Annotated in this window: 17 protein-coding genes; 9 read left to right on the forward strand and 8 right to left on the reverse strand. The window is 68.9% G+C overall.

From position 1 onward, the window contains the following. The first annotated feature begins 56 nt into the window (after positions 1–56). From glf to FBZ83_RS25860, 9 genes are all read left to right on the forward strand, one after another. Complete coding sequence (gene glf, locus FBZ83_RS25820) at positions 57–1,154, forward strand: UDP-galactopyranose mutase (RefSeq protein WP_145689624.1); 1,098 nt, start codon at positions 57–59, stop codon at positions 1,152–1,154. Positions 1,155–1,213: 59 nt separating this feature from the next. Then, positions 1,214–2,461, forward strand: a complete 1,248-nt coding sequence (locus tag FBZ83_RS25825) for a glycosyltransferase family 61 protein (protein ID WP_145689626.1) — start codon at positions 1,214–1,216, stop codon at positions 2,459–2,461. Positions 2,462–2,657: 196 nt separating this feature from the next. After that, complete coding sequence (gmd, locus tag FBZ83_RS25830; protein WP_247888474.1) at positions 2,658–3,716, forward strand: GDP-mannose 4,6-dehydratase; 1,059 nt, start codon at positions 2,658–2,660, stop codon at positions 3,714–3,716. A 182-nt stretch (positions 3,717–3,898) separates the two neighbouring features. Then, positions 3,899–4,759 carry an ABC transporter permease gene (locus FBZ83_RS25835; RefSeq protein ID WP_247888475.1) on the forward strand — a complete coding sequence of 287 codons (861 nt, stop codon included), beginning with the start codon at positions 3,899–3,901 and terminating at the stop codon, positions 4,757–4,759. Beyond that, a complete protein-coding gene (locus tag FBZ83_RS25840; RefSeq protein ID WP_145689629.1) occupies positions 4,759–5,535 on the forward strand; it encodes an ABC transporter ATP-binding protein in 777 nt (258 codons plus the stop codon). Before FBZ83_RS25835 ends, FBZ83_RS25840 begins: the two co-directional genes overlap by 1 nt. Then, complete coding sequence (locus tag FBZ83_RS25845; RefSeq protein ID WP_145689631.1) at positions 5,532–6,524, forward strand: GDP-L-fucose synthase family protein; 993 nt, start codon at positions 5,532–5,534, stop codon at positions 6,522–6,524. The genes FBZ83_RS25840 and FBZ83_RS25845 overlap by 4 nt, the downstream gene beginning before the upstream one ends. 247 nt (positions 6,525–6,771) lie before the next feature. Beyond that, entirely contained in the window at positions 6,772–9,009 is a 2,238-nt protein-coding gene (locus FBZ83_RS25850; protein ID WP_145689633.1) for a peptidase domain-containing ABC transporter, read from the forward strand. Continuing rightward, positions 8,972–10,330 (forward strand): HlyD family type I secretion periplasmic adaptor subunit, encoded by a 1,359-nt coding sequence (locus tag FBZ83_RS25855; protein ID WP_145689635.1) that lies wholly within the window; start codon positions 8,972–8,974, stop codon positions 10,328–10,330. Before FBZ83_RS25850 ends, FBZ83_RS25855 begins: the two co-directional genes overlap by 38 nt. Before the next feature lie 81 nt (positions 10,331–10,411). Continuing rightward, the gene (locus FBZ83_RS25860; RefSeq protein ID WP_145689637.1) at positions 10,412–12,142 is read left to right on the forward strand and encodes a tetratricopeptide repeat protein; all 1,731 of its coding nucleotides are present in this window, start codon (positions 10,412–10,414) and stop codon (positions 12,140–12,142) included. A 16-nt stretch (positions 12,143–12,158) separates the two neighbouring features. Here FBZ83_RS25860 and FBZ83_RS25865 read toward each other — a convergent pair whose 3' ends face one another. The 8 genes from FBZ83_RS25865 to FBZ83_RS25900 all read right to left on the reverse strand — a co-directional run bounded on the left by FBZ83_RS25865 (position 12,159) and on the right by FBZ83_RS25900 (position 25,607). Then, complete coding sequence (locus tag FBZ83_RS25865; RefSeq protein ID WP_145689638.1) at positions 12,159–13,004, reverse strand: GNAT family N-acetyltransferase; 846 nt, start codon at positions 13,002–13,004, stop codon at positions 12,159–12,161. Positions 13,005–13,043: 39 nt separating this feature from the next. Continuing rightward, positions 13,044–14,723 (reverse strand): glycosyltransferase family 4 protein, encoded by a 1,680-nt coding sequence (locus tag FBZ83_RS25870; protein WP_145689640.1) that lies wholly within the window; start codon positions 14,721–14,723, stop codon positions 13,044–13,046. A gap of 225 nt (positions 14,724–14,948) precedes the next feature. Then, on the reverse strand, positions 14,949–16,643 hold the full coding sequence (locus FBZ83_RS25875; RefSeq protein ID WP_145689643.1) for a M10 family metallopeptidase: 1,695 nt from the start codon (positions 16,641–16,643) through the stop codon (positions 14,949–14,951). A gap of 513 nt (positions 16,644–17,156) precedes the next feature. Continuing rightward, positions 17,157–17,729 (reverse strand): D-sedoheptulose 7-phosphate isomerase, encoded by a 573-nt coding sequence (gmhA, locus tag FBZ83_RS25880; protein WP_145689645.1) that lies wholly within the window; start codon positions 17,727–17,729, stop codon positions 17,157–17,159. A gap of 154 nt (positions 17,730–17,883) precedes the next feature. Further along, positions 17,884–19,461, reverse strand: coding sequence for a class I SAM-dependent methyltransferase (locus tag FBZ83_RS25885; RefSeq protein ID WP_145689647.1), 1,578 nt, complete (start codon positions 19,459–19,461; stop codon positions 17,884–17,886). After that, positions 19,458–20,735 (reverse strand): glycosyltransferase family 4 protein, encoded by a 1,278-nt coding sequence (locus tag FBZ83_RS25890; protein ID WP_145689648.1) that lies wholly within the window; start codon positions 20,733–20,735, stop codon positions 19,458–19,460. The genes FBZ83_RS25885 and FBZ83_RS25890 overlap by 4 nt, the downstream gene beginning before the upstream one ends. Positions 20,736–20,808: 73 nt before the next feature. Further along, the gene (locus tag FBZ83_RS25895; RefSeq protein WP_145689650.1) at positions 20,809–21,456 is read right to left on the reverse strand and encodes a class I SAM-dependent methyltransferase; all 648 of its coding nucleotides are present in this window, start codon (positions 21,454–21,456) and stop codon (positions 20,809–20,811) included. Between the two features lie 20 nt (positions 21,457–21,476). Further along, complete coding sequence (locus FBZ83_RS25900) at positions 21,477–25,607, reverse strand: glycosyltransferase (protein WP_145689652.1); 4,131 nt, start codon at positions 25,605–25,607, stop codon at positions 21,477–21,479. Between the last annotated feature and the right edge of the window lie 273 nt (positions 25,608–25,880).

Here is a 25,880-nt window from a genome sequence, read left to right on the forward strand (position 1 = left end):
GATGTCCAGGCCAGGGTATCCGGGCCGCTGTTGCAAGATGAGGACAGGCTCCAGCAATGCATGATTATTTGATTGTCGGCTCAGGCCTTTATGGAGCGGTGTGCGCACGACTTCTCACCGATGCCGGCCATTTGGTTCGGGTCGTCGAGCGGCGCAGCCATATCGGTGGCAACGTCTACACCGAAGAGCAGGAAGGAATTGTGGTCCATAGCTATGGAGCCCACATCTTCCACTGCTCGAACCAGGAAATCTGGGATTTCGTCAACCGCTTCGCGTCCTTCCGGCCCTTCGTCAACCGGCCGGTCTCGATCTCGGGTGGAAAACTGTACTCTCTCCCGTTCAACATGTTCACCTTCAACCAATTGTGGGGGGTGACCAGTCCCGATGAGGCGCGGGCGATCATCGAGAAGGAGCGTCTTGTTCTTGATCGCGAGCCGGGCAACTTGGAGGAGCAAGCGCTGTCGATGGTCGGAAAGACCATCTACGACCTGCTGATCCGAGGCTATACGAAGAAGCAATGGCAGAAGGACCCTAAGGAACTGCCGCCCTGGATCATCAGGCGGCTGCCGCTTCGCTTCACCTACGACAACAATTACTTTAATGATACCTACCAGGGCATTCCGGATGGCGGATACACCAAGCTGATCCGTGGGTTGCTGGACGGCATTCAGGTCGAAACATCCGTTGATTTCCTGACGAACCGCTCCGAGCTGCAGGCCAAGGCCCGCCGTGTGATCTACACGGGTGCCTTGGATGAGTTCTTCGGCTATGACCTGGGTGTTTTGGAATACCGTGGCCTCCGTTTCGAGCACGACTGGTTCCAATCCGAGAATGTTCTTGGAAACGCGGTCATCAATTATGGCGATGAAGAGGTTCCCTACACCCGCCGCATCGAGCACCGCCATTTCAGCCCGACGCAGTCGCCGGTTTCGATAGTATCGCGGGAGTATCCGGCAAATTGGCGACCCGGGGACATTCCGTTCTATCCGGTGAACAGTCCGGAAAATGAGGGTCTTCATCGCAAATACTGCGAACGTATTGCCGAATACGAGAATTATTACATAGGGGGGCGGCTGGCCGATTACCGCTACTACGACATGCATCAGGTCGTCGGGGCCGCCATGAAATTTGTGCGGTCCTTGGCCGTGCGTTAAACAGAGGCCATCCCATTCCGCATGATGGCCGGAACGGGGTTTGGAAAGGAACCTGGGCAATGAGCGATCTCCCGACCCCGCACGCGGCTGGTAAACGCGATTGGCGCGACATGTTTTCCGTTGCGGCCGAGCAGATTTACCGGGATGGCGGCTTCTACGACGGCGAGGTGCCGTTGCCGTCGCTGCAGGAGCTGGCGCGTGCCCGCGAGGGGGCGGTAACGGTCGTGACGGAGCTGTTCCCCCCGGTTTCCGTCACCCGCCCAATGCCGGACTTCCTGGTCGGACCGGACGAGTCCTTCATCCGCCATGTCCTTGAGAACTATCGGCATTTCGATGGTTTCTTTTCCCGCATCGCCGGCTCGGCGTTGGTGCGGATTCCGAAGGCGGCGATCTTTGACAATGTTGTCTTCGTCGTCCACGACGGCGACCTGATCCCGGTCTACGAAATGCTTCGCACGATCGACCGCCCGGTCAAGGGGCGGGAGATGGCGACGCGGGTCGGGCGGGCGGGGGAGGGCACCCGCATCGCTGCGGACGGAAGCGCGTTCCTGTTCATCGGATCGGTCGGTTCCTCCAATTACGGCCATTGGCTCGTCGACGATCTGCCCACCGTCAAGGCGATGGATATCATTGCGGAGACCACGCCGGTCACCGCCTTGATGACGCGTGTGGGCGGCCGGATCGATACGGTGCGCGCGGATGGCGCCGCGCTTGGGCGGGCGCGGTCCGAAACGGTCGGGTCGATGTTCCTGGAGCCGGAAGAGTTGGTCTTCGTGGACGATCTGCACTATGTGACGCCCGTGTCCTACCACCCGGTTCTCAAGCATCCGCAGGCGCTGTCCCACCTGCTTGCGATCTGCGACGGGCGTTTCGGGATGTCTCCCGCCGCACAGCGCGGGCGGAAGCTGTTCGTCAACCGCTCGACGTCGCACCCCCGCCACATCACGAACGGCGACGCCGTCAAATCCATCCTCGCCGACCATGGTTTCGAGGAGATCTTTCCGGAAAGCCTGAGCTTCGCCGAGCAGAGGCGGGCTTTCCACGAGGCGTCCAGCGTCGTCGGCATCATGGGGGCGGCGATGACCAACGCCGTCTTCTGTCCGCCAAACGCAAAGATCCTCTATCTGGCGCCGAACGGCTGGGTTGAGCCGTTCTACTGGGATCTGGCGGCGATGCGCGGGCAGCCGTACAACGCGCTTTTCGGCGCGACGGTCGGGAGCTGCGATATGATCCACCATGCCTCCTTCGAGGTCGAACTCGATCACTTGCGCGCGTGGCTGGAGCGTGCGGGTCAGGGTATGGCCTGATCGGGATCGGCGCGGAGCCCGGCGGGCGTCCAGAACGCAAAGCTGTTGACGCACGGGAGCCAACCGCGCACTGATGCACGGCCTCGGCAAGGGGTGGCGTTGCCGGCATGGCCGCTGTGCGGTCATGATCTCCCGTTCGGCGGCATGCTGTTCGGAACGCAAGCGGAAATGGCAGTTGCAAAGGCAGGGGCGGGCGTTGAGCAAGGTTGCACTGATCACCGGCGTCACGGGACAGGACGGCGCCTATCTGGCGGAATTGCTGCTGACGAAGGGCTACACCGTCCATGGCGTCAAGCGACGTTCCTCGTCGTTCAACACGGAGCGGGTGGAGCATCTGTACCGTGACGTGCATGAGGAGGACGTCCGCTTCCGCATGCACTATGGCGACTTGACCGACGCGACCAACCTGCTGCGCATCGTCCAGGAGGTCCAGCCGGACGAGATCTACAACCTGGCCGCCCAGAGCCATGTGCAGGTGAGCTTCGAGACGCCGGAATACACGGCGAACGCCGACGCGTTCGGCACGCTGCGCCTGCTGGAGGCGATCCGCATCCTGAAGCTGGAGGGCAAGACCCGCTTCTACCAAGCCTCCACGTCGGAGCTGTTCGGCAAGGCGCGGGAGGTTCCGCAGTCGGAGACGACGCCCTTCTACCCACGCAGCCCCTACGCGGTGGCCAAGCTCTACGCCTACTGGATCACGGTGAACTACCGCGAGGCGTACGGCATGCACGCTTCCAACGGCATCCTGTTCAACCATGAGGGACCGACCCGCGGCGAGACCTTCGTCACGCGCAAGATCACCCGCGCCGTCGCGGCCATCCAGTCGGGTCTGCAGGACCGGCTCTATCTCGGCAACCTGGACGCCAGACGCGACTGGGGCCATGCCCGCGACTATGTGGAAGGCATGTGGCGCATCGTCCAGCAGGACCGGCCGGACGACTATGTGCTGGCCACCGGCGAGACCCATTCCATCCGCGAGTTCGTGGAATTGGCCTTCGGCCATGTCGGGCGCCGGATCGCGTGGCGGGGAACGGGGGTGGACGAGAAGGGCGTCGACGCCGACAGCGGCGAGGTGCTGATCGAGGTCGATCCCCGCTATTTCCGCCCGACCGAGGTGGACCTGCTGCTGGGCGACGCGTCCAAGGCGCGGGCCAGGCTGGGGTGGACGCACACCACCAGCTTCAGCGACCTCGTCCGCGAGATGATGGACAGCGACCTCGCCTGTTTCCGGCAGGAGACCGGGCGTCACGCCTGATCCGGGGGCGCACCTTCCCCCCTTGGGAGGGCGTTGGGTTAAGGCTGTGAAGCCACTGACGAAGGGAGTATACAGGCTGCCGTTCGGTTTGTTTCGTTCCGGAGTTCGCGTGGTGTTGTCCAAAGTCTCCTCGCCGTGGCGGGCCCGGTGTACGGTCGCGGCTTGCACCCAAGGCGCCCGCAATGACGAGTGAAAGCATGATCTGCCTGCGGCTTCGCAAGCAACGCACGGGTGTCTACGATTCCGGCGACCGCAGCCAGTCGGAGAGGGCCTGGGAAGACCTGCTGGAGGGTGGCCGGCGTTGGCGGCTGTGGAGCAAGCTCGGCTGGCACGACATCCGCAAGCGCTATCGCCGCTCGGTCCTCGGCCCCTTCTGGCTGACGCTCAGCATGGCGGTCATGGTGGCCAGCCTCGGCCTGATCTACGGGACGCTCTTCCGGCTCGACCTGGAAAACTACCTGCCCTTCCTTGCCATCGGCCTGGCCACCTGGACCTTCATTGCGGCCTTCCTGAACGAAGGCTGCACGAGCTTCATCGACCTGGAGCCACTGATCAAGAACGTGCGCATCCCGATGTCGCTGCACATCCTGCGCGTGCTGTGGCGGAACCTGATCATCTACGCCCACAACATCGTCATCTTCGCAGGGGTGGCGGTGGTCTTCGGGATCTGGCCGGGGCTCGGGGGCATTCTGCTGGCTTTCGCGGGGCTCGGGCTCCTGCTGGTCAACGCCGGCTGGATCATGCTGCTGTGCGGCATGATCTGCACGCGCTTCCGCGACGTGCCGCCCATCGTCGCCAGCGTGATCCAGCTCCTGTTCTTCGTGACGCCGGTCATGTGGAAGCCGGAGCTGCTGGGTGACCGGCGCTATCTGATGGTGCTCAACCCCTTCTACCATTTGATCGAGGCCATTCGGGCGCCGCTGCTCGGCCACCTTCCGCACTGGGAGAACTGGGCGTTCGGCCTGCTGTTCGCCGTGGCCGGCTGGGCCCTGACCTTCGCCGCCTTCGCTCGTTTCCGCAAACGCATCGCCTACTGGCTCTGATGGCTGCGATCCACCTCAACGACGTCTCGGTCGATTTCGTCCTCTACCAGGGAAGCGCGCGCTCCCTGAAGAAGACCCTGCTGCGCTCCTCCACCAGCGGCGTCCTGAAGCATGACGCCCATCACCGCATCACCGTGAAGGCGCTGAGCAACTTTTCGCTGACCCTGGAGCACGGCGACCGCGTCGGGCTGATCGGCGGGAACGGCGCCGGCAAGACGACGCTGCTGCGCGTGCTTGCCGGCGTCTACGAGCCGACGGCTGGGCGGATTCGCGTCGAAGGGCGCGTGACGCCGCTGTTCGACCTCGGCCTCGGCCTCGACATGGACGCGTCGGGCTACGACAACATCCGGATGCGGGCGGCCTATTTCGGCATCGATGCCGAGGAGGTGGAGCGGAAGATGGACGATATCGCCGCCTTCACCGAGCTGGGCGACTATCTCAACCTGCCGGTCCGCACCTATTCGGCGGGCATGACGCTCCGCCTCGCCTTCGCCGCGGCGACCTCGGTCGATCCGGAGATCCTGCTGATGGACGAATGGCTCGCCGTCAGCGACACGAAGTTCCTGGAGAAGGCGCAGCGCCGCGCCGAGGGATTCGTGAGCCGGTCCAGCATCATGGTCGTCGCCTCCCATGTCGAGGAGGTGCTGAAGCGGCTGTGCAACAAGGTGCTGTGGCTGGAGCGGGGGAGCGTCCAGCGCTTCGGGCCGGTCGACGAGGTGCTGGCGGAGTATCACGCCCACGTCGCGGCGGCCACCGCCACGGGAGCAGGGGCATGACCGTGGACGCGCCGTTCTCTTTGGAGGGCAAGCGGGTCTGGGTCGCGGGGCACCGCGGCATGGCCGGCTCGGCGATCGTCCGGCGGCTCGAACGGGAACCGTGCGAGATCCTCACGGCGGGCCGCGGGAGCGTCGACCTGCGCCGGCAGGCGGAGGTCGAGGACTGGATGGCCGAAGCGCGGCCGGACGTGGTGTTCCTCGCCGCCGCCCTGGTCGGCGGCATCCACGCCAACAACAGCCGGCCGGCCGAGTTCATCTACGAGAACCTGGCGATCGAAACCAACGTCATCCACGCCGCCTGGACGGTCGGGGTGCGCAAGCTGGTGTTCCTGGGCTCCTCCTGCATCTACCCGCGGCTGGCGCCGCAGCCGATGCGCGAGGAGGCGCTGCTCACGGGTCCGCTGGAGCCGACCAACGAGTGGTACGCGATCGCCAAGATCGCCGGCATCAAGATGTGCCAGGCCTACCGCCGGCAGTACGGCTGCGACTTCATCGCGGCGATGCCGACCAACCTCTATGGCTACGGCGACAATTTCGACGTCGCGCAGGGGCACGTCGCCGCCGCCCTGATGGTGCGGATTCACCAGGCGAAGGAGGAGGGGGCGGACAGCGTCGTGCTGTGGGGGGACGGCAGCCCGCTGCGCGAATTCCTGTTCGTCGAGGATCTGGCCGACGGGCTGGTCTTCCTCGCCAAGAACTATTCGGGCGAGCCGCAAGTCAACCTCGGTTCGGGCCATGAGGTCTCCATCCGCGGGCTGGCCGAACTGCTGGCCGAGGTGATCGGCTATCGGGGCCGCTTCCGCTTCGACCCGTCCAAGCCGAACGGGGCGCCGCGCAAGATCATGGACAGCGGCCGGCTCGCCGCCATGGGGTGGGCCGCGCCCACGCCGCTGCGCGAGGGGTTCGCAAGGACCTACCGCTGGTATGTGGATCAACTGCGCTCCGGAACCCTGCGCGGGCTGGCCGTCCCGACCCTGGAAGGCCGCTGAGGGCGGCCACGCCCGCCCTCGGTCCGCTGCGGTGCAACGTCGCAGCCATCGCGCGATGAAACCGGGATGGCCTGTGCTCTTTTGGGCACCCCCAAATACATCACAACCGACACGAACGCTCCAGTGGCCAATTAAAGCTCGCCCAAATTGAGGCTTACCAGTGTGGCGCTTGTGTCCGATGAAGGTAGTAAAGTACAGTCGCGCCATTGGGAAGCCACCGGAAGAGCGACTGGAACACAGGGGCCCGATGCAGAGCAAGACCGCCACCGATCCGCAAAAAGCCTCTGCAGAGGCCCAGCGGACCACCAGCCTCCATGCGCTTGCCATCGTTGCGCGTCATCACGGCCTCCATCTTTCGGTGGAGCAGTTGAGGCGTGACAACGGGATCGAGTCTGGAGAACCGTCCCCCGGACTCCTGGTGAAGATCGCCGAGGGCAACGGGCTCACCGCCCGTGCCGCCAAGCTCCGCTGGAAGCATTTGTCCCGTCTGGGCAAGGCCCTCCCGTTGCTGCTCCGTCTGCGCGACGGAAGCACGATGGTGCTGGTCTCCTTCCGCAAGGATGGCGACACCCCGGCGGTGATGCTGCAGGACCCGCTGAGCCCCGACCAAGCCTGTGTCGCGGTCGACGAACTCCGCCTCGCCTCCGTCTGGGACGGCGACGTCATCTTCGTCAAGCGCCGCTACCGCATGAGCGACGAGGAGCAGCCGTTCGGCTTCGGCTGGCTGATCGGGCAGATCCTGCGTGAAAAGCGGATCTTTGGCGACGTGGCCATCGCCGCCCTGGTTCTCAGCCTGTTCGCCCTGGGGCCGCCGCTGATCTTCATGGTCATCCTGGACCGCGTGCTCGTCCATCAGCGCATGTCCACGCTGACCCTGCTCGTGGTGGTCATCGGGGTCATCCTGGTGTTCGACACCCTCTTCGGCTACCTGCGCCGCCGCTTGGTGGCGATTGGGACGGCCAAGGTGGACGCCCGCATCAGCACCTACATCTTCGACCGGATGATCGGTCTGCCGATCGACTTCTTCGAGCGGACGCCGACCGGCGTCGTCTCCCACCAGCTCAACGAGGTCTGGCGCATCCGCAGCTTCCTGACCGGCCAGCTGTTCGGGACGCTCCTTGATTCCATGACGCTGATCGTGCTGATCCCCGCGATGTTCATACTGAGCCCGCCGCTCGCCTTCATCGTGCTGGGCATCGCGCTCATCATGTGCCTGGTGGTGGTGGTCTACATCGGTCCGCTGGCCCGCGCCTACGGCAAGGTCATCCAGGCCGAGCACCGCAAGGGTTCCTTCATGATCGAGGTGCTGCATGGCATGCGCACCGTGAAGTCGCTGGCCCTGGAAGGCCGCAAGCGGCTCGATTGGGAGGTCCGCGTCGCCGAGGCGGTGCGCGCCAACACGGCCATGCAGATGCTGTCCAACCAGCCGCAGACCATCCTGCAGCCTCTCGAGAAATCGATCTACGCCGGAACGCTGGCGATCGGCGCCTACCTCGCCATCGGCGAGGGGGCGATCGTCTACGGCGGTTCGCTGGTCGCCTTCAGCATGATCGCCAGCCGCGCGACCCAGCCCTTCGTGCAGATGGCCAGCCTGATGCAGCAGTTCCAGGAGGCGCGTGGCGCCGTCGGCCAGGTGTCGTCGGTCGTGAACCAGGCGCAGGAGCAGGGTCTGGGCCGCCAGGGCGTGCGCCCGGTGATCAAGGGCGAGATCTCCTTCTCCGATGTGCGCTTCCGCTATCCGGGGTCGCAGAACCCGGCGCTCGACAACACCAGCTTCGCCATCAAGGCCGGCCAGGTCATCGGCATCATGGGGCGGTCCGGCTCGGGCAAGACCACGGTCACGCGCCTGCTGCAGGGCCTGCATCAGAACTACGAGGGCCTGATCAAGGTCGACGGCGTGGATCTGCGCGAGATCGACCTCAGCCACCTGCGCTCCAACCTCGGCGTCGTGCTGCAGGACAACTTCCTGTTCAGCGGCACGATCCGCGAGAACATCATGGCGGCCAACCGCAGCGCCTCGCTTGAGGAGGTGATGCGGGCCGCCCGTCTCGCCGGCGCGGAGGAGTTCATCGAGCGCCTGCCGCGCGGGTATGAGACGATGATCGAGGAAGGCTCGGCCAACCTGTCGGGCGGCCAGAAGCAGCGCATCGCCATCGCCCGCGCGCTGCTGGTCGATCCGAGCGTCCTGATCCTCGATGAGGCGACCAGCGCGCTCGACCCCGACAGCGAGGCGATCATCAACAACAACCTGACGCGCATCGCCCAGGACCGGACGATGATCGTCATCTCCCACCGTCTCGCCTCGCTGGTGAACTGCGACCAGATCATCGTGATGGAGCGCGGCAAGCTCTACGACATGGGCAAGCACGACGAGCTCCTCCAGCGCTGCGACGTCTACCGGCACCTCTGGTTCCAGCAGAACCGCCACCTTTCCCCGGGAAGCACTCATGACCGCGCTCCTCTTACGTCGGCCGCAAACAGCTGACCGCTTCGCCGAGCAGGCGATCAACGATTTCCAGGGTGAGGTCGCGGAGATCACCGGTCAGCCGGAGCCGAATGGCGCCCGGCTGGTCCTCTGGTCCTTCACCGGCATGCTGGTCGCGCTGGTCGTGATGGCGTCGGTGATGAAGCTCGACCGCGTGGTCAGTGCCCAGGGGCGTGTCGTGTCCCAGGCCCCGACCATCGTCGTCCAGCCTCTGGAAACCTCGATCATCCGGAACCTCAACGTGCGCGTCGGGCAGACCGTGCAGCGCGGGCAGGTGCTCGCCACGCTCGATCCGACCTTCTCGTCGGCCGACGTCGCCCAGTTGGAGCGGCAGGCGTCCAAGCTGGCGGCCGAGATCGCCCGGCTGAACGCGGAAGCCAAGAACGCGGTCTTCGCGGCGGCCGCCGACGACCCGGACATGGCCCTGCAGGAATCCATCTGGCGCTTCCGCCAAGCGGAGTACACGGCCAAGCTGGCCAACTTCGACCAGCGCATGGCCACCCTGCAGGCGACGATCAAGAACAACCAGACGGACGCCGAGCATTTCCGCTCGCGCCTGAGGATCGTCGGCGAAATCGAGACGATGCGTCGGACCCTGGAGAAGAATCAGACCGGCAGCCGCCTCAACTCCCTGATCGCCAGCGACACGCGGGTGGAAACGGAACGCAACCTCAGCAACAGCGAAAACACCATCCGCACCGCCGGTCACGATCTGGAGGCTCTGCGCGCCGAGCGCGAGGTCTACATCCAGCAGTGGCGCAGCACCCTGCTGACCGACCTGTCGACCCGTCAGGTCGACCTTGAGCGCGTCCGCGAGGAACTGGCCAAGGCCCAGAAGCGCCGCGATCTCGTCGAGCTGCGCGCGGTGGACGACGCCGTGGTGCTGGAGGTCGGGAAGTACTCCGTCGGATCGGTGGTGGAGCAGGCCCAACCGATCTACACTCTGGTGCCGCTGAACGCGAAGCTGGAGGTGGAGGCCGAGATCGCCGGTCTCGACCAGGGGTTCATCAAGCCGGGCGACCCGGTGCAGGTCAAGCTCGATGCCTACCGCTACGTCGAGCACGGGATGGCCAAGGGCGTGGTCAAGACGATCAGCGAGGACTCCTTCACCAAGCGCGAGGATCAGTCCCAGGCGCCGCGTCCCTTCTTCCGCGCCCGGATCGAGCTGACCGACGTGACGCTGCGCGATGTGCCCGCCGATTTCCGGCTGGTTCCCGGCATGCCGCTGACGGCGGACATTGTGGTCGGTGAAAGGACCATCATTGCCTATCTTGTCGAAGGGGCCTTGAAGAGCCGTGCCGAAGGCATGCGCGAGCCGTAAAGCGAGGCCCGAAGGCACCGGCACCGGCCGGCGCAAGCCGACGGCCGGTGATCGGTACGGAAGGAAAGGGTTGAGAGGCCGATGCGCAAGCTTATCAAGGCCGCCGGGCGGCTGTTCGGCGCCGCTTCGCCGGACGACGACTACGCCCAGGGCCTGAAGGCGCTCGAACGGGAAGACCACAAGGCGGCCCTGGAATCCTGGCTGCCGGCGGCCCGTGCCGGCCATGCCGGCGCCCAGCACCAGATCGGTCGCCTGTACGATCTCGGCAAAGGCGTGGTGCGCAATGCCGTCGATGCGGTCGGCTGGTACCGGCAGGCGGCCGAGAACGGTCATGGCGATGCCCAGGCGCGGCTGGCCGAAATCTACTACTACGGCTGCGACGCGCCGAAGGGGATCACGCCGACCGACGAGGCCCTGTCGGTCCTCTTCCCCAAGGGCCTGAAGATCGAGCAGGACTACAAGGAGGCGCTGCGTTGGGCGCGCGCCGCCGCCGAGCAGGGCGTCGTCGGTGCGCAGGCCATGCTCGGCTACATGCACGCCTCGGGCTTCGGCATCGCGCCCGATTACGCCGAGGCCGAACGCTGGTACCGCATCGCCGCGGAGCGGGGCAACCCGGCGGCCCAACTCGGGCTCGGGACCCTGCTGGCCGGGGGCTATGGGGGGACATCCGACCCCGAGGCCGCCCACCAGTGGTTCCGCAAGGCGGCCGAGCAGAAGAACGTGATGGCCTGGTACTATCTCGGCACCCAGTACGCCGCCGGCGTGGGGGTGGCGCAGGATCACGAGGCCGCCGCCGTCTGGTTCCGCCGCGCCGCCGAAGCCGGCGCCGCCGCCGCGCAGCGGGCGCTCGGCCTGATGTACGCGCGGGGAATCGGCGTTGCGGCCGATCCGCACACGGCCGAGACCTGGCTGCGAAAGGCGGCGGTTCAGGGCGACACCGAGGCGATGCTGCAACTCGGCCACCTGAACAGCCGGGGGGCGGGGATGCAGCCCAACCTGTTCGACGCCGCGACCTGGTACCGGGCGGCGGCGGAGATGGGGCACCGGGAGGCGCAGAAGATCATCGCGCAGATGTATTTCGCCGGGTCCGGCGTGCCGCGCGACGAGATGGAGGCGGTCCGCTGGCTGGAGCGCGCCGCCGGCCAGGGCGACCCGCAGGCCCAGCTGCGCATCGGCGCGCTGTACGCCGAAGGGCGCGGGGTGACCCGCGACTACGACCGGGCGCTCGACTGGTTCCGCCGGGCGGCCGAGCAGGGCAACAGCGACGCGGTCTACAACATCGGCACGCTGCACAGCCTCGGTCTCGGCGTGCCGCGCGACCCGGCGGGCGCCCTGACCTGGTACGAGCGGGCGGCCGAGCAGGGGAGCGTGCTGGCGCAGTTCCGGCTTGGCACCATGCTCGCCGCCGGGGACGGGGTGCCCCAGGACTACGCCCGCGCCGCCTTCTGGTCGCGCAAGGCTGCCGAACAGGGCCATGTCGGCGCGATGATCAACCTCGGCCGCTTCTGCATGCAGGGGCTGGGGATGGAGCGCGACATCGACGAGGCGCTCCGCTGGTTGACCGCCGCCGCCGAGCAGAAGGAACCGTCGGCCATGACGGCGCTCGGCGAGTTGCACGGCCATTGGAGCGAGCGGAAGGATTTTGCCCGCGCCCGCGGTTGGCTGGAGCGCGCGGCGACCCTTGGCGATGAGCGGGCCAAGCTGCTGCTGCAGCGGCTGCCCGCCACCGACCCGTCCGGCGGCGACGACCCGATCGGCGATACCCTCGACGATCAGCCCCCCGGCCAGCTCCGCGCCGCCGGCGAGGGGTGACGCTCCCGCGGCCGGCTCAGCCGACCAGGATGATCGCCCGCCCCGCGTCCCAGGCGGGTCCGCGAGGTGCGGCCAGCCCGATGGCCATGCGGCGGTGTATCTCCCCGGTTTCGGGCAGGGCCGCCGGACCCAGGTCGACGTAGCCCAAGCCGCGATAGAGCGCGAGGGCGTGGGCGTTGTGCGGCAAGGCGGCCAGCTCCAGGCGCGCGCACCGTCCGGCGGCCCAGCGGTGCGCGGCCAGCATGAGCTGCCGGCCGAGGCCGAAGCCGCGCACGTCCGGGTGCAGCTCGATGCCGAGGGTGAGGGCTCCCGTGTTCGCCTGGGCGGGCCAGCCCGGGCCGATCCGGCAATGCCCGACGATGCGGCCCCCCCGTTCCGCAATCAGCCAGCACCGGTCGGCCCCGCCGGCCAGCCAGGACCGAAGGTCCGCCACGCCTGGAACGGCGGTGTCGGCGCATCCCCCATTCAGCCGGACCATGCCGGCCAGGAAGCCGCACAAGCGCTCCGGATCGGTGCCCACTGGGCGAATGGCCCGCAGCGTGACGAAGCCGAGCGTGAGGATGGCCCGCCGCGGGGTGCCCCGCAGTCGAGCGCCGGGAAAGTCCGGCAGGCGCACATCGACCGCGGGTTCCCGTCCGATCAGGGCGTCGGGCAGCGGCACGGCGAAGCCATGGCGCCCGTCCCCCTTGCCGGCGCCCTCCAGGTCGGGGCGGTGCCGGTCGGCCAGCACCCCGATCCGCGTGGGGGGATCATCGAACAGGATCTCCACGCGCAACCGGCGGGCCGGCTCCGCCGGCAGCCAGACCCAGCCGGCCACGTCGTGGCCGACACGATCGAGACAGCCTTCGGGCCCGATGGTCATGGCGTTGCCCCCGGGCACCCGGCCGGTTCCGTCCGGCCCTCAGAGTTCCCGCACGGCGAGCGGCTCGACCGTGCGCAGAAGACCGAACTTCATCAGATGGACAAGGCTGCGCACCAGAAGCAACTGGCGCTCCGGCGGAACCAGGGCGGTAAGCTCACCGACCGTCCGGCCCGGCGGGTCCAGGGCGTCCAGCGCCAGGACAAGGTCGGCCGCCGGGGACAGGATGCCGCGCGCCGGGGAGTTCAGCGGGTCAGCCTGCAGCACCGCCAAGGCGTTGCCGATGGCCGCCCGCGAGGCGCCATCGGTGCGCACCAGCCGCAGCCCCGGTTCCAGCGCGCGCGTCGGGTAGCTCTGGAACATGCGCAGCGGATCGGGGCGCAGCGGGTTGCCGTCCTCCCCGGAGGCGCGCGGCGCGCGCTCCGGCGCGTTGCGGCGGATGTCGGCCAGCTGGCGCCAGACGTCCAGATACTGCGGGATGATCGCCCGCCAGTCGAACAGGGCGACGGCGCGGGCGCGTCCGGCCTCGCCCATCCGGAGGCGCAGGCCCTCGTCCGCAACCAGCCGCGTGTAGGCCTCGGCGGCCGCGTGCACGTCCACGGCGCTGATCTGCGAGGCGCGGCCGATGTAGTGGTCGTAATTGTCCAGTCCGGCGGCGTAGCGGTCGGCCAGATCGACGCCGGCGCCCGGCGGCGGCAGGATGGTCGGCACGCGGAAGCCGTCCACGCCGTCACGCACCGTCTCGCGGTAGCCGTTCCAGTCGGTGACCACGCAGGGCAGTCCGGCGGCCATCGCCTCCACCGGGGTGATGCCGAAGGTTTCCTGGATGTTGTCCACCAGCGAGGTGAACAGGTCGGCCGCGGCCCAGACGCGGGTGCGCACCTCCGGCTTGCGGCCGTCCAGGAAGATCGCGTTGACGCTGGGGCAGTAGCGCTTGGCTCCCTCGGCGAAGGCAGCGGCGATGGCGTCGTTGCCGAACCAGCCGGCCTGGATCAGGTGGATCCGCTTGCCCGTGAGGCGGGCGGCCTGTTCCAGCGCCAGATACATGGGCACCGGGTGCGCCTTGGCGTGGAAGCTCAGGCGGCCCATGAACAGCACCGCCACCTCGCCGGGGCCGATGCCGAGCGCCGCGCGCTCCGCCGCGCGCACCGACGGGTCGAAGCGGAAGGCGGCGGTGTCCACGCCCAGCGGGACCACCGGCAGGTTCGGCATCGGCACCTCGGCGGCGCCCAGCCGGTCGCGCAGATAGGCCGCGTAGGGGCGCAGGACGGCCTCCACGGAGGCGCGTGCCGCCTGGGAGGTGCAGATCACCGCATCCCAGGACTGCAGCGGCGCGGTCGCCAGGGCGCCCAGATGCTCCGGGGATTCCGACGTGGTGTGGGTGATGCCGCACAGGCTGTAGCCGCGCTGGTCGCGGGAGCGCCGGCGCCAGGCGTAGTGGTCGATCCCCGGCCCCGGCACGAACAGGCACCCCACGTTGGCGAGCTTCGACGGCTCCGATGTGGGGTAGAGCGTCACGCGGCGTCCCGGGGCGTGGCGGGCGGCGAGATCGGTGAACAGGTGGGCCAGCTCCGGCCGGTCGATGTGGCAGGCGAAGCCGTCCAGCCCCGAATGCCGGAAGAAGCCGATGAGGAAGGACTCCCCGGCGACGTGGCGGCCCTTCAGGTCCGCCCTTGCGGTCTCGTAGCCTTCGGGGTGGAAGTAGATGGCGGCGTTGGACACGGGCGGCGGACGTCCTGGCTGGTGCGGCGGGGAAGAGATGCCAGCCGGAGAGTAGCGGGGGCACCCGCCCTGGGCAACGCGCCTGAACGCCACGCCGTGTGTCGCCGGAAATTTCTTCAATCGCCGGTGCCCGCCGCCAGCGGCCGATTCTGGCTCCCGATTCCGGCGCGGGCGGATCACGATCATCCGCCCGCCTTTCGCCCCCCGCCTGCCCGCTGACCGGCGTTACCCGTTCAGCCAGAGCGCGAGATAGCCGTTGCCCTGCACGGTGCCGGACATGGCCGCGACCGCCCCGACCGCCTTGCCGGTCAGCGTCAGGCTGGCGTCGATGCGCCCGTCGCCGTCGATGTCGATCTGGGCGGTGGCGCCCTTGTAGCCGTCGGCGCCGTTCATCTCCGCCCAGGACATGGTCGACCGGCCGTCCTGCCACCCCCAGACGGTCACGGACTCGCCGGCCTCCAGGTCCGTCACGGTGGACCAGACCGGTTCGCCCGCGCGGGCGTCGACGAAGAAGGTGTCCCGCCCCGCCCCGCCGGTCAGGAAGTTCGATCCCGTGCCGCCGTCCAGCACATCGTCGCCGGCCCCGCCGTCGATGGCGTCGTCGCCGCCCAGGCCGTTGATGAAGTCGTTGCCGGCGCTGCCGGCGATGGCCTCGTCGGCGGCGCTGCCGATCCATTGCCACTGCAGGGAGTTCAGGGGGCCGGAGTAGGATGAGGCCTCCTGAAGGATGCGGTTCCCGGTTGCGCTGTCGGCCACCGCGTAGAAGGTGGTGGGCACGGTCCCGGCCTGGGCGTCGGGGTTGAGGGCCAGGGTCATGTCGCCGAAGGACAGCCGCTCGATGCTGCGCAGGGTGGTCGTGCCCTGGGAGCTGGTCACCGTCACCTCGCCGTCGCCGGTGTGCAGGATGCTGTAGGCCTCCGGCGGCTTCTCGAACAGGGCGGTGTCGATCCCCTCGCCGCCGTCCAGCGTGTCGTTGCCGCCGCCGCCGATCAGCGTGTCGTTGCCGGCGCCGCCGACCAGAAGGTTGTCGCGCTCGTTGCCGATCAGGAGGTCGTTGCCCGATCCGCCGGTCGCGTTTTCGATCCAGCAGTCGTAGGCGATGCCGAGGGTCCGCTTCTCCAGCAGGAAACCCGACGACCAGGCCGGGCCCAGGTCGCTGTAATGGCCGGGGCGCAGGTCGATCCGCGCGTCGGTCGTCTGGTTGGCCCAGCTGATGGTGTCGTTGCCGCCGCCGTCCCAGATGGTTTCGTAGATCGCCTGACCCGGCTCCCAGGAATAGACGGTGTCGCCGGCGTTGGTCGCCATGTTGGCGCCGTACAGGTACTGGATCGCCTGGATGTCGCCGATCATCGGCGTGGTGGCGAAGCGGTCCTGCCAGTACCCCATCGTCGGCGACGCCCCGACGAAGGACTTGTAGCTCATCACGCTGTAGAGCTGGCTGTCGATGGCGGTGGGGGCCGCGGGAAAGCCGGCCCCGCCGTCCTCGTGCGTGTGCTTCAGGCCCAGCGCGTGGCCGACCTCGTGCATGGCGGTGAGGTAGGCGTAGGAGCCGCCGCTCCAGGACAGGGAGGGGTCGGCGAAGCTGGTGCCGAACCAGATGTCTCCCCCTTCGGGCAGATCGGCCATGGTCATGATCGTGTAGGCGACTGCGGGCGACGCGCTGCCGCCGATGCGAAGATCGCCGCAGGCGGTGGCCGTGTCGGCGACCTCCGTGCAGGTGATGTTCGCCACCGCGCTCCAGCTGCCGATCGCTTGGCGGATCGCCGCCTCGGCCGTGCCGGACAGGGTCCAGGCGCTGGATGGGTCGGGCGTCGCGTAACCGTCACGGTAGGTGGAGAGACCGGCCACGCCGAAGGAATAGGTCAGGGAAACGCCTGTGCCGGGCGTGCTGTCCGCCCCCCATTTGTAACCCCACAACAAGGAATCGATCGCGATGTTGCCGCTCGCGTTAATCCCGGATACGGGATACGCGTAATCAATTGCGCTCATCACCCAATACCCTGAAATGAAGAAGGACCGCGCGCAGCGGATGGATCTTCATTTCAGGAGTGAATTCGAGCGAACAATTACTCCATTGAACGGCTACCCGTAAGTACTCGCCGCCGCAGGGGGAGTATTAAGGGGCGCCGCCTTGTTTCTTTTGCGTGTCGCTGCGATGCGAGGATGTAGCTCCGCCGGATCGCGGAAACCATCGGTGTGCGCCGGGTTGTCCGGAGGCACAACCGGCCGTGCCGGGGGACGCAAACGGGACAGCGGATCGGGTGAGAGGCGCTTGAAGGCGGCGCTCCGGTCGCGCCCGGAGCGTCGTCCCCTCATCCGATCGAACAGAACGCCGATCGGCCGGAAACGGGCCAACTGGAAAGCGGGGATTGGAAAGCTGGGCCGATCAGGCCTTGCGCCCGCCTCCGAACGGTGGGCGCGGCCGGTCCCGCGTCAGACGAAGGCGTTCTCGACCAGCTCGCACAGCATGTGGCCGGCGGCGATGTGCATTTCCTGGATGCGCGGGGTGTCGGAGGAGGGAACGCACAGGCAGACGTCGCACAGCTCCTTCATCCGACCGCCGCCGGCGCCGGTCAGGCCGACGGTGCGCATGCCCAGGGCGCGCGCCGCCTCCAGGGCGGCGACCACGTTGCGGCTGTTGCCGCTGGTCGAGATGCCGACGAGCACGTCGCCCGCCCGGCCGAGCCCGCGCACCTGCCGCGCGAAGACCTCGTCATAGGAATAGTCGTTGGCGATGGCCGTCAGGGCCGAGGTGTCGACCGTCAGCGCCACCGCCGCCAGCGGCGGCCGGTCGCGCAGGTAGCGCCCGGTGAGTTCCGCCGCCAGATGCTGGGAGTCGGCCGCCGAACCGCCGTTGCCGCAGAACAGCACCTTGCCGCCCGCCCGCAGGCCGTCGATCATCACGGTGGCCGCGGCCGCGATGGCGTCCGCCTGCTCGGCGAAGGCGACGAAGTTGCGGGATGTCTCGAGAAAGGCGTCGCGGACGCGGTCGGCGGGGTTGGTCATCAGAGCTTCCTGGAAACGTCGAGAGGGCGGGTCCTTCGTCCCGCACCATACGATGGGGGCGCCCGGCGGCGCCATCCCGCTGTTATTCCGCCCTCCTTCGCGGGCGGCCGCGTGGCGGCCCTCCCCGACGGATCGGCCGGATCGCGAAGGAGGCTCACAGAATTCCGGTGCGCCGCCACGCCGGCAGTTTCTGGTTCAGCAGGTCGGGCAGCACCACGGCGAGCCGCTCCCGCATGGCGTCGCGGCCGGTGACCGGACTGCCGTCCTCGGCCAGCACGGACCGCCCGAAACCTTCCAGCGCCCCGGCCACGAAGCCGCCAAGCGCCTGGATGTCCAGCGGCTGGCCGTCCCGCGGACCGGTCAGCAGGCCGGCCAGGACGAGGCGCTCCAGCGAGTCCGCCCCCAGGCCCTGTCCGACGACCGGCGCGGCCAGATGGAACAGCGACTCATCCAGCCCCATGCGTCGGGCCACCGCCCGGTTCAGCCGGCCGGCCGACGCGCGGCCCTCCTCCGGCGCGTCCACCAGGGGATGCGCCTGGTTGGAGGACACCAGCAGCGCCAGGAAACGCGACAGCGTGCCGAAATCGTGCCGGGCCATTTCGGGCATCGCGGCGATTTCGCCCAAGCTCGGCGTGCCGGCGGCGAGCGCGTCAAGGATCGGCAGGCCGAGCGACGGGTCGTGGCGCAGCTCGCCCAGCGGCACCGGGATCGCCAAGCTGGCGCTCTCGCGTGGGACCAGCAGGGTGAAGCGCAGGCGCCGCAACGCCGCCTCCGTCTCCGCCGCCGGCATCGATTCCGGGCCGCGCACAAAGACGTCGCGGCGGAACACTTGGTTCACCGCGAAGTCGCGCACCGTCTGGGCCAGGGTCGGATCGGTGATCTCCGCCAGGATGGCGCGCAGTTCCGCGCGCACCGCGAGGTCGTCGAAATTCTGCGGGATGGTCGCCGAACCGGCGTAGCCGAGCTTGGCGCGGGCCAAATCCTTGGCCACCTGGGCATGGCCCAGCGGCTCCCAGTAAGCGTTCAGATACTCGTGGCTGAGATAACGGCGGTCCTGCCCCGCCATCATGCCGAGATGCTGCCCGGCCGCGCTGTTCACCGCGAAATAGCCGGCCCCCGCCTCGTTCAGCCGGTTGAGGAAGCCCAGCGCCGCGTCGAACTGGTGGTCGCTGCGTCCCGGATTGGCCGTTGCGTGCGCCAGGATCAGCTTCTGCAGGGGCATCAGCGGCGCCCAGCCCGGCTGGCTGTTGTAGCTGAGATAGACCAGTCCCCCCGGCTTCAGCATGCGCTCCAGGATGTCCACCACCGCCTGGCGGTTCTCCGGGCTGATCCAGCTGTAGACGCCGTGCAGGGCGATGAAATCGAATCCCTCGCCGCCCTTGGCCCCGGCCTCATCGCCCGGCAGCCCGTCGGCGACGATTTGCTGGAAGCTGCGCTCGTGGAAGGCGACGTTGGTAAGCTCCGCCTCCTCGGCCAGCCGGCGGGCGCCCGCGATGTGCAGCGGGTTGAAGTCGATGCCGGTGAAGCGGCCCTGCGGATGGGTCGCGGCCAGGATGTTCAGGGTCATCCCCTGGCCGCAGCCCAGTTCGCAGTAACGGAAGGGCCGGTCGGTGCGCGGCGGCCGGATGCCGTTCAGCAGGCAGACGTAGGAGAGGTAGCCGGGGGCCAGCTCGCGGTAAGCGCCGTGGGTGTAGGCGATGTCGGCGTTGTAGCCGTCGCTCCAGCCGCTCATGCCGGGGTCCTTTCGGGAAGTCTTCCGGTCGAAGGCGCTCCCTGGGACGGGGTCCGGCCGGCGATCAGGTCGTCGGTCAGGGCGAGGAAGCGGGGCAGGGTGACGGTGCGCAGGTCGTAATGCTCCACCGCGGTCCGCCGCGCCCGGTCGCGCAGCGCCTGCATCCGGTCGGGATGCTCGAACACCTCGTCGATGCGCTCGGCCAGTCCGGCGCCGTCGAAGAAGTCCACCAGCAGCCCGTTCTGCCGGTCGCGCAGCACCTCCTCGACCGGGATGGTGGAGGAGCCGATGACCAGACAGCCGGCCGCCATGGCTTCCAGGAAGGACCAGGACAGGACGAAGGGGTAGGTGAGGTAGACGTGGGCCGAGGAGATCCGCAGGATGGTCAGGAAGCTGGGGTAGGGCACCTTGCCGAGGAAATGCACCCGCTCCCGGTCGATGCCGGCCCCGACCTCGTCGAGCAGGATATCGCGGTAGCTCCGCCCGCCGGGAGCCGCATGGCCGTAGCTGACCTCGTCGCCGCCGACGATCAGCACATGGGCCTTGGGGCGCCGCTTGAGGATGTCCGGCAGGGCGCGCATGAAGACATGGAAGCCGCGGTAGGGCTCCAGGTTGCGGGCGACGTAGGTGACCACCTCGTCCTTGCGCGTCAGCGTCAGGCCCGAGGGCAGTCGCAGCCAGGCGTCCGGCTCCGGCCGCACGATGCTGGTGTCGACGCCCTCGTGGATCACGCTGATGCGGGACCGCATGTAGTCGGGGTAGAGCGACCACTGCCAGCCGGTCGGGGTGTGGCCCCAGTCGGCGGCGTCGAAGCCCAGCGTGTTGATCGCGTTCTTGGTGCGCACCCGCGGGCCGTCGTTCAGGCTGACCGGCAGCGACGGGTCGAAGCCGATGTCGGCCCCGGCCAAGTGGTAGAAGAACTCGAAATAGGCGAGCAGCGGCACGTCCGGCCAGACGTCCTTCATGTACAGCGTCTCGCCCCAGCCGTTGTGGCCGATCATGATGTCGGGACGGAAGCCCTCGGCCTGCAGGCGCCGGCAGACCTCGTAGACGCCCTGCCCGTAGACGACCGCCTGCTCCAGCTCCTGGAGATAGTGGTGGGTCGACGGCCGCGCGGCGCGGAAGGGCTGGTAGATCGCGCGCTCCACCCCGGGGATCTGCATGGGGCTGTCATGCGAGATGAAGACCACGCGGTTGCCGGGCTGCGCCGCCAGATGCTGGACGATGTGCTGGTACTGGCCCGGAAAGTTCTGGTGGACGAAGAGATAATTCATTGCGCGTCGCCGATTCCGCAGAGGGCCCGTCGCGGGCCGAGTCACGTTGCACGTCATGTCGCCCCACGGCCCGTCAGGCCATCGGGAAGTCCCACATGGCGCCGTCCAGCGCGTTCGCCGGTGCCGGCGGCCGGTACGCCCGGACCCGCAGTTCGTAGGCCTCGTCCAGGCGCCAGATGATGACGGGCCCGAAGCCGGTGTCCAGCAACGCCTTTTCCAGCGTGCGCGGCGTGAAGCCGGTGCGGTGGGCCATGAAACGGTCGCCGGCGGCGAGCGCCGGTCCGAAGCCGTAGACGACGTCGAGCGGGAAGACCGGCCCGACCCCGGACTGGTAGAGCGGCTCGTCGATGCGGTCCTCGGCGACCCGCCGGGCGACCGCCTGAAGGTCCGGCACGGCCAGCAGAAGGCAGCCGCCCGGCCTCAGCACGCGCAGCAATTCCCGCAGAGCCAGGGGCACCTCGTGGGGATCGAGATGCTCCAGATTGTGCGACGACCAGACGGCGTCGACCGACCCGTCCGGGACCGCCGGCATGTCGGTCATCGACGCGACGATGTCCGGGTCGGCCTTCGGGTTGATGTCGAGCCGCAGTTCCCGCCACCCCTCCGCCGGAAAGACGGTGCCGACGATGGTGATGGCCCGCGGACCGCAACCGACGTTGAGCACGGTCCTGGGCGCGGCCGTCGCCGGCGGCGGGGTGTCAGGAAACTCCGGATGGAGCATCAGACTGGAACCGCTCCGGATCAGAAGGGGCGCGGCTGGGCGTTGGCGCCCTGCTTCTCGACCAGACGCAGCAGGATGCCCTCCAGCGGGTCGCCGATGGCGTCGGACCGGCAGGGGCTGCCGTTCTGCCCCGTCGGCGAGCGATAGCCGCTGACGAAGGCGCCTTCATAGACGCAGTCGAAGCGCTCGGCCGCGGCGCCGCGCAGGCGGATCGAGAAGCCGATCAGCGGCGTGCCGAGGCCGCGGCTGCCGCACATGCCGCCGCCGGTGATCCAGGGGGTTTCCCAGCCGTTGGCGGTCAGGCCCTTGTATTCGATGTCCTCAGCCGCCAAGCCCTCGACCGGGGTGATCGAGAAGGCCTCGATCCACAGCCGCTGCCCGATGGCGCCGGCCCAGTTGGAATCCGCGAAACGCAGGTCGCCCTGGCGCTGGACATGGGCCAGGATCTCGGTGCGCGGGAGACGGGCGACCGGCGCCGGAGCGGCGACCGGAGCAGCAACCGGGGCCGCCGCCGCGGGGGCGGGGGCCGACGGCTGGGAGGAGGCCGGAACGTCGTCGATGCGGGCGAACTGGAGCGACAGAAGCGCGTTCGTGCGGTCGATGTGCTTGTAGGAGCTGAGGATCACATTGGCGGGCCCGCCCGTGACCTTGATGATGATGGTATCGCCCGGCTTGGTCAGCCAGTTGCCCGGGACGCTGCCGATCATCTCCACGGCGGTGCCGGCCGCGCCGTTGGGGGCGACGGCCAACTGGACGCTCGGCAGCGGAAGCTCACCCGGGGTCGACGGGCCGCCGCCGCCCGTGACGATCAGGGAATAGAAGCCCGGCACCAAGGGCAGTGTCTGCGCCGTGGCCTTGATCTGGCTGGACTGGGTGGCTTCTGCGGACGCAACGCTACCGATCATCGACGACCCCCCGCGGGCGTGAAAGGTTGAAAACTGGTGAACCGGCGCTTCCGAATCCGTCAGCGGACCGGAACGCCTGTAATCAGGCTGGAAGGAAATAGGCCTTTCGATTGCTACGCTATGCACTGTGTGAGCGTCAAGGATACCCAGAAGCATGTCGTTGATTGTCGCAGGTGCGAGTTCCGGTGGCAGAAGATGGCCGCCGCCGTCGTGCCGTATGCGCTCGCCGATCGCACCCAGGTCGAAGGCGGCCACCTCCAGCCCGGCCCGCCAGGCGGTGGACAACGCGTAGCACCAGGTCTCCGGCGAGATGGAGGGCAGGAAGGCGAGATGGGCCTGCTGCGCCCGCACCAGGGCGACCGCCTCCTCTTCGGCGAAGCGCCCGGTCACGACGATGCGCCCGGTCTCGAAGAGCGGTGGGTCCTCCTCGCTGAAGCCGACCACCACGAACTCCAGCGGCAGGTCGCGGGCCGCGGCGTCCCGCGCGCAGGCGATCAGGACCTCGTAGCCCTTCTGGATGCCGATCGCGCCGATGGTGCAGACACGCCAACGCCCCCCCGGCGGGCGGGCCGGCCGGGGGTGGCGGGGAGGCTCGACGGACTCCCAGGGGCGCACGTCGATGGCGCGCGGGGCGGTGTGGCGGGCCAGACGCCGGGCGACGTCCCGCGTCGGGGCCGTCACGCGGCGGGCCCCGGCGACCAGGGCGTTCGTGCGCCGGCGCAGCGCGGTCACCGTCAGGTCCGGGTCGGCGCGGGCCTCCGGATCGGCGGTGCAGCGCTCGCAGGCGGCCAGATCGGGCTCGCCGCAGTAGCGCCCGTTCCCGTCCACCAGATTCACGCGTGGGCAGATCAGCCCGTAGTCGTGGACGGTGATGTCGTAGGGCACGCCGAGCCGGGCCGCGAGGCCGAGCACGGCGGGATCATGGCCGAGCGTGTGATGGATCTCCACCGCCACCGTCCCGGCCTGCCGCAGCACCGTCACCAGGTCCTCGAACTCCCCGCGCGTGCGGAACACCAAGTCGCGCAGCTCGGGCCGGTCCGCCACTTCGATCCGGCAGCGCCGTTCGGGGGGATCGGCCGGGATGGCCCCCTCGTCGTTCTCGTCCTCATCGTCAGGCGGCGCGTCCGGGTCCTCCCCGGTTTCCGGGGTCAGGCGCAGAACCCGCCGGCCCTCCGCGCGCAACGCCGCGACACGCTCGGCGACGAAACGGGCGACGCCGCCGCGGCCGGACAGCGTGATCAGCAGGACAGCCGGAGGGCGCGGTTCCGGCTCCTCGGCGGCCCAGCGGGCGAGGTCCAGGCGCCGCCGCGCCGTCAGCAGCGGGTCGTCGGCGATGAAGGCCTGCACCAGCGCATCGTAGCCGGGGTGCATCCGTTCCAGCAGGCGGCCGTTGCGCGCAGCCAGGATGGTCTTCTGCCGGCCGAAGGAGCGGCCGCCGACATGGGCCACGAAGACATCGGCTGCCCCCAGATGGCGCCAGCCCAAGCCGCGGGCGCGCAGGCAGAAATCGTTCTCCTCGCCATAGCCGCGTCCGAACAGGAGTTCCTCGAAGGGACCGGTCTCCGCCAGGCAGTCGCGGCGGATGTACATGCAGAACCCAACGGCCGTCGGCAGCTCGACCCGGAGGCCGGCGTTCACCGCGCGGGCCTGCCGGTCGAGCCGCGCCGCGCCGGCCGGGGAGGGCGGCGGCGGGCGGTCCTTCCCGGAGGGATAGCTGAGGATGGTCGCGTCGTTGGACAGGGGCGTGACCGTGCCGATGTCGTCCGAAGCGTGGGCGGCGGCGCGCAGGCGGGCCAGCCAATCCCCGGCGACCAGCGTGTCGGCGTTCAGCAGGACGACGTCGCGGTCCGGATGAAGGCGCAGGCCCTGGTTGACCGTTGCCGGGAAGCCGAGGTTGCGTTCGTTGCGCAGCAGGGTGATCCGCCCTTCGCCGGCAAGCGCCGCGAGGTCGCGGGAAAGATCCGGCTCCGGGCCGGCGTCGTCGACGACGATGACCTCGTGCGGGGTGCCGTCCTCCCGCGCGGCGGCGAAAACCGACCGCAGGCAGGCCAGCGTTTCCTCCCGGCCGCGGTAGACCGGGATGATGACGTCGACCACGGGGTCGGCGGGCCGTCCCCTCGAGGAGCCTCCCGGCGGACGGGCCGGGATCGGGCCGACCGGCGACGGCCGGAACGGCGGCCGGCCAGGTCCCGGCCAGGGCAGAGGGCTGCCGGCGAGCGGAACCTCCCCCGGCCCGGCGGTCACCCGCAGAGGGCCGACGGCCAAGCCGCTGCCGTTCAGATCGAGCGTGAAGGCGTAGTCGCCGTCCTCGATCCCGAAGGCGTGAGCGGCCTCCATGGGCTGGTCGGTGGCCAGCGTGATGGAGTGGCCGGCGGAATCACGGACTTGCACCGCCACCCGCTGCGGCGGGTCGCCCGGGCACCAGGCCCAGCCGGACAGCCGGGTGGTGCCGTCCGGGGCGTCCTCCAGCACGGCGCTGCCCTCGACGGCGGCGCAGCGGCGCGGCTGCAGCGGTGCGCCGAGGAGGGGCCGGCCGTCCAGCGTGACGGACAGGGTTTCGCCCTCGGTCTCCGGCCCCAGGGGCAGGGAAAAGCGGACGAGGCCGGCCGCCGGGTCGGGCTGGCCATGGCGCTGCAGGAAGGACGGGCCGTCGAGCACAAGGCAAGGTCCCCGGTCCGAAGCGATGCGCAGGACGCTGCCCGCCCCCGTCCGGTCCGGGCGCAGTGCCCCGACGATGCGCAGGCCAAGGTCGGCCGATGCCCAGCCCATGGCGGCACCGGATCGCGCGGCGTGGTCGGCGAGGTCGGCCAGCAGCGGCGCGACGCCAACGGGAAAACGCTGCAGCAACCGCTCGACGAGCGGGATGAAGCGGTCCATGGCGTCGAGCCGGGCCAGGGCCTGGCCGAGCACGATCGACGCCGTCGGCGTGGGCGCCCGCTCGGCCACCGCCTCCAGCAGGGGAGGGACGTCGCTGGAGCGGTCCGCCGCGACCAGAAGGGCGGCGAGAAAGGCCTTGAGCGCGATGTCGTTGGGCGCGAAGCGCGCGCTGCGTTCGGCCCAGCGCAGGGCTTCGCCGAGGTCGCCGCGGGCGACGGCGCAGCGGGCCATCCCGGTGGCGCCGTTGATGTGGCTCCGGTCGTCGCGCAACAGGGCACGGGCTTCCCGCTCGGCCTCGGCCCAGCGGCCGTCGGCAATGGCGCGTTCCAGAGCGCCCGAATCGGGCTTCGGCGTCTTTGGGGAACTCATCCGTTTCGCCGCGTGGGAACCTGCGCACCGGCAGAACGGAGATTGATCATGACGTCAGGCCCTGGCCCGTGAACGGAATGGCGACGATGGCCGGAGTCCCCGCCGGTTCCGCATCCGTCCGACGGCGACGAGGCGCCTGGGATGGTGTCGCTGAAGGCGGTGCCTGGACGGCTCGGCATGTCTCCCGGAGGCTTTGATGATGCAAGCCGCTCAAGGAGAAGGCACGGAACAAAAACGGCATAAAAATGGACCTGCCGATTGCTCGGCAGGTCC

The sequence above is a fragment of the Azospirillum brasilense genome, assembly GCF_007827815.1.
Taxonomy (GTDB): Bacteria; Pseudomonadota; Alphaproteobacteria; order Azospirillales; family Azospirillaceae; genus Azospirillum; species Azospirillum brasilense_C.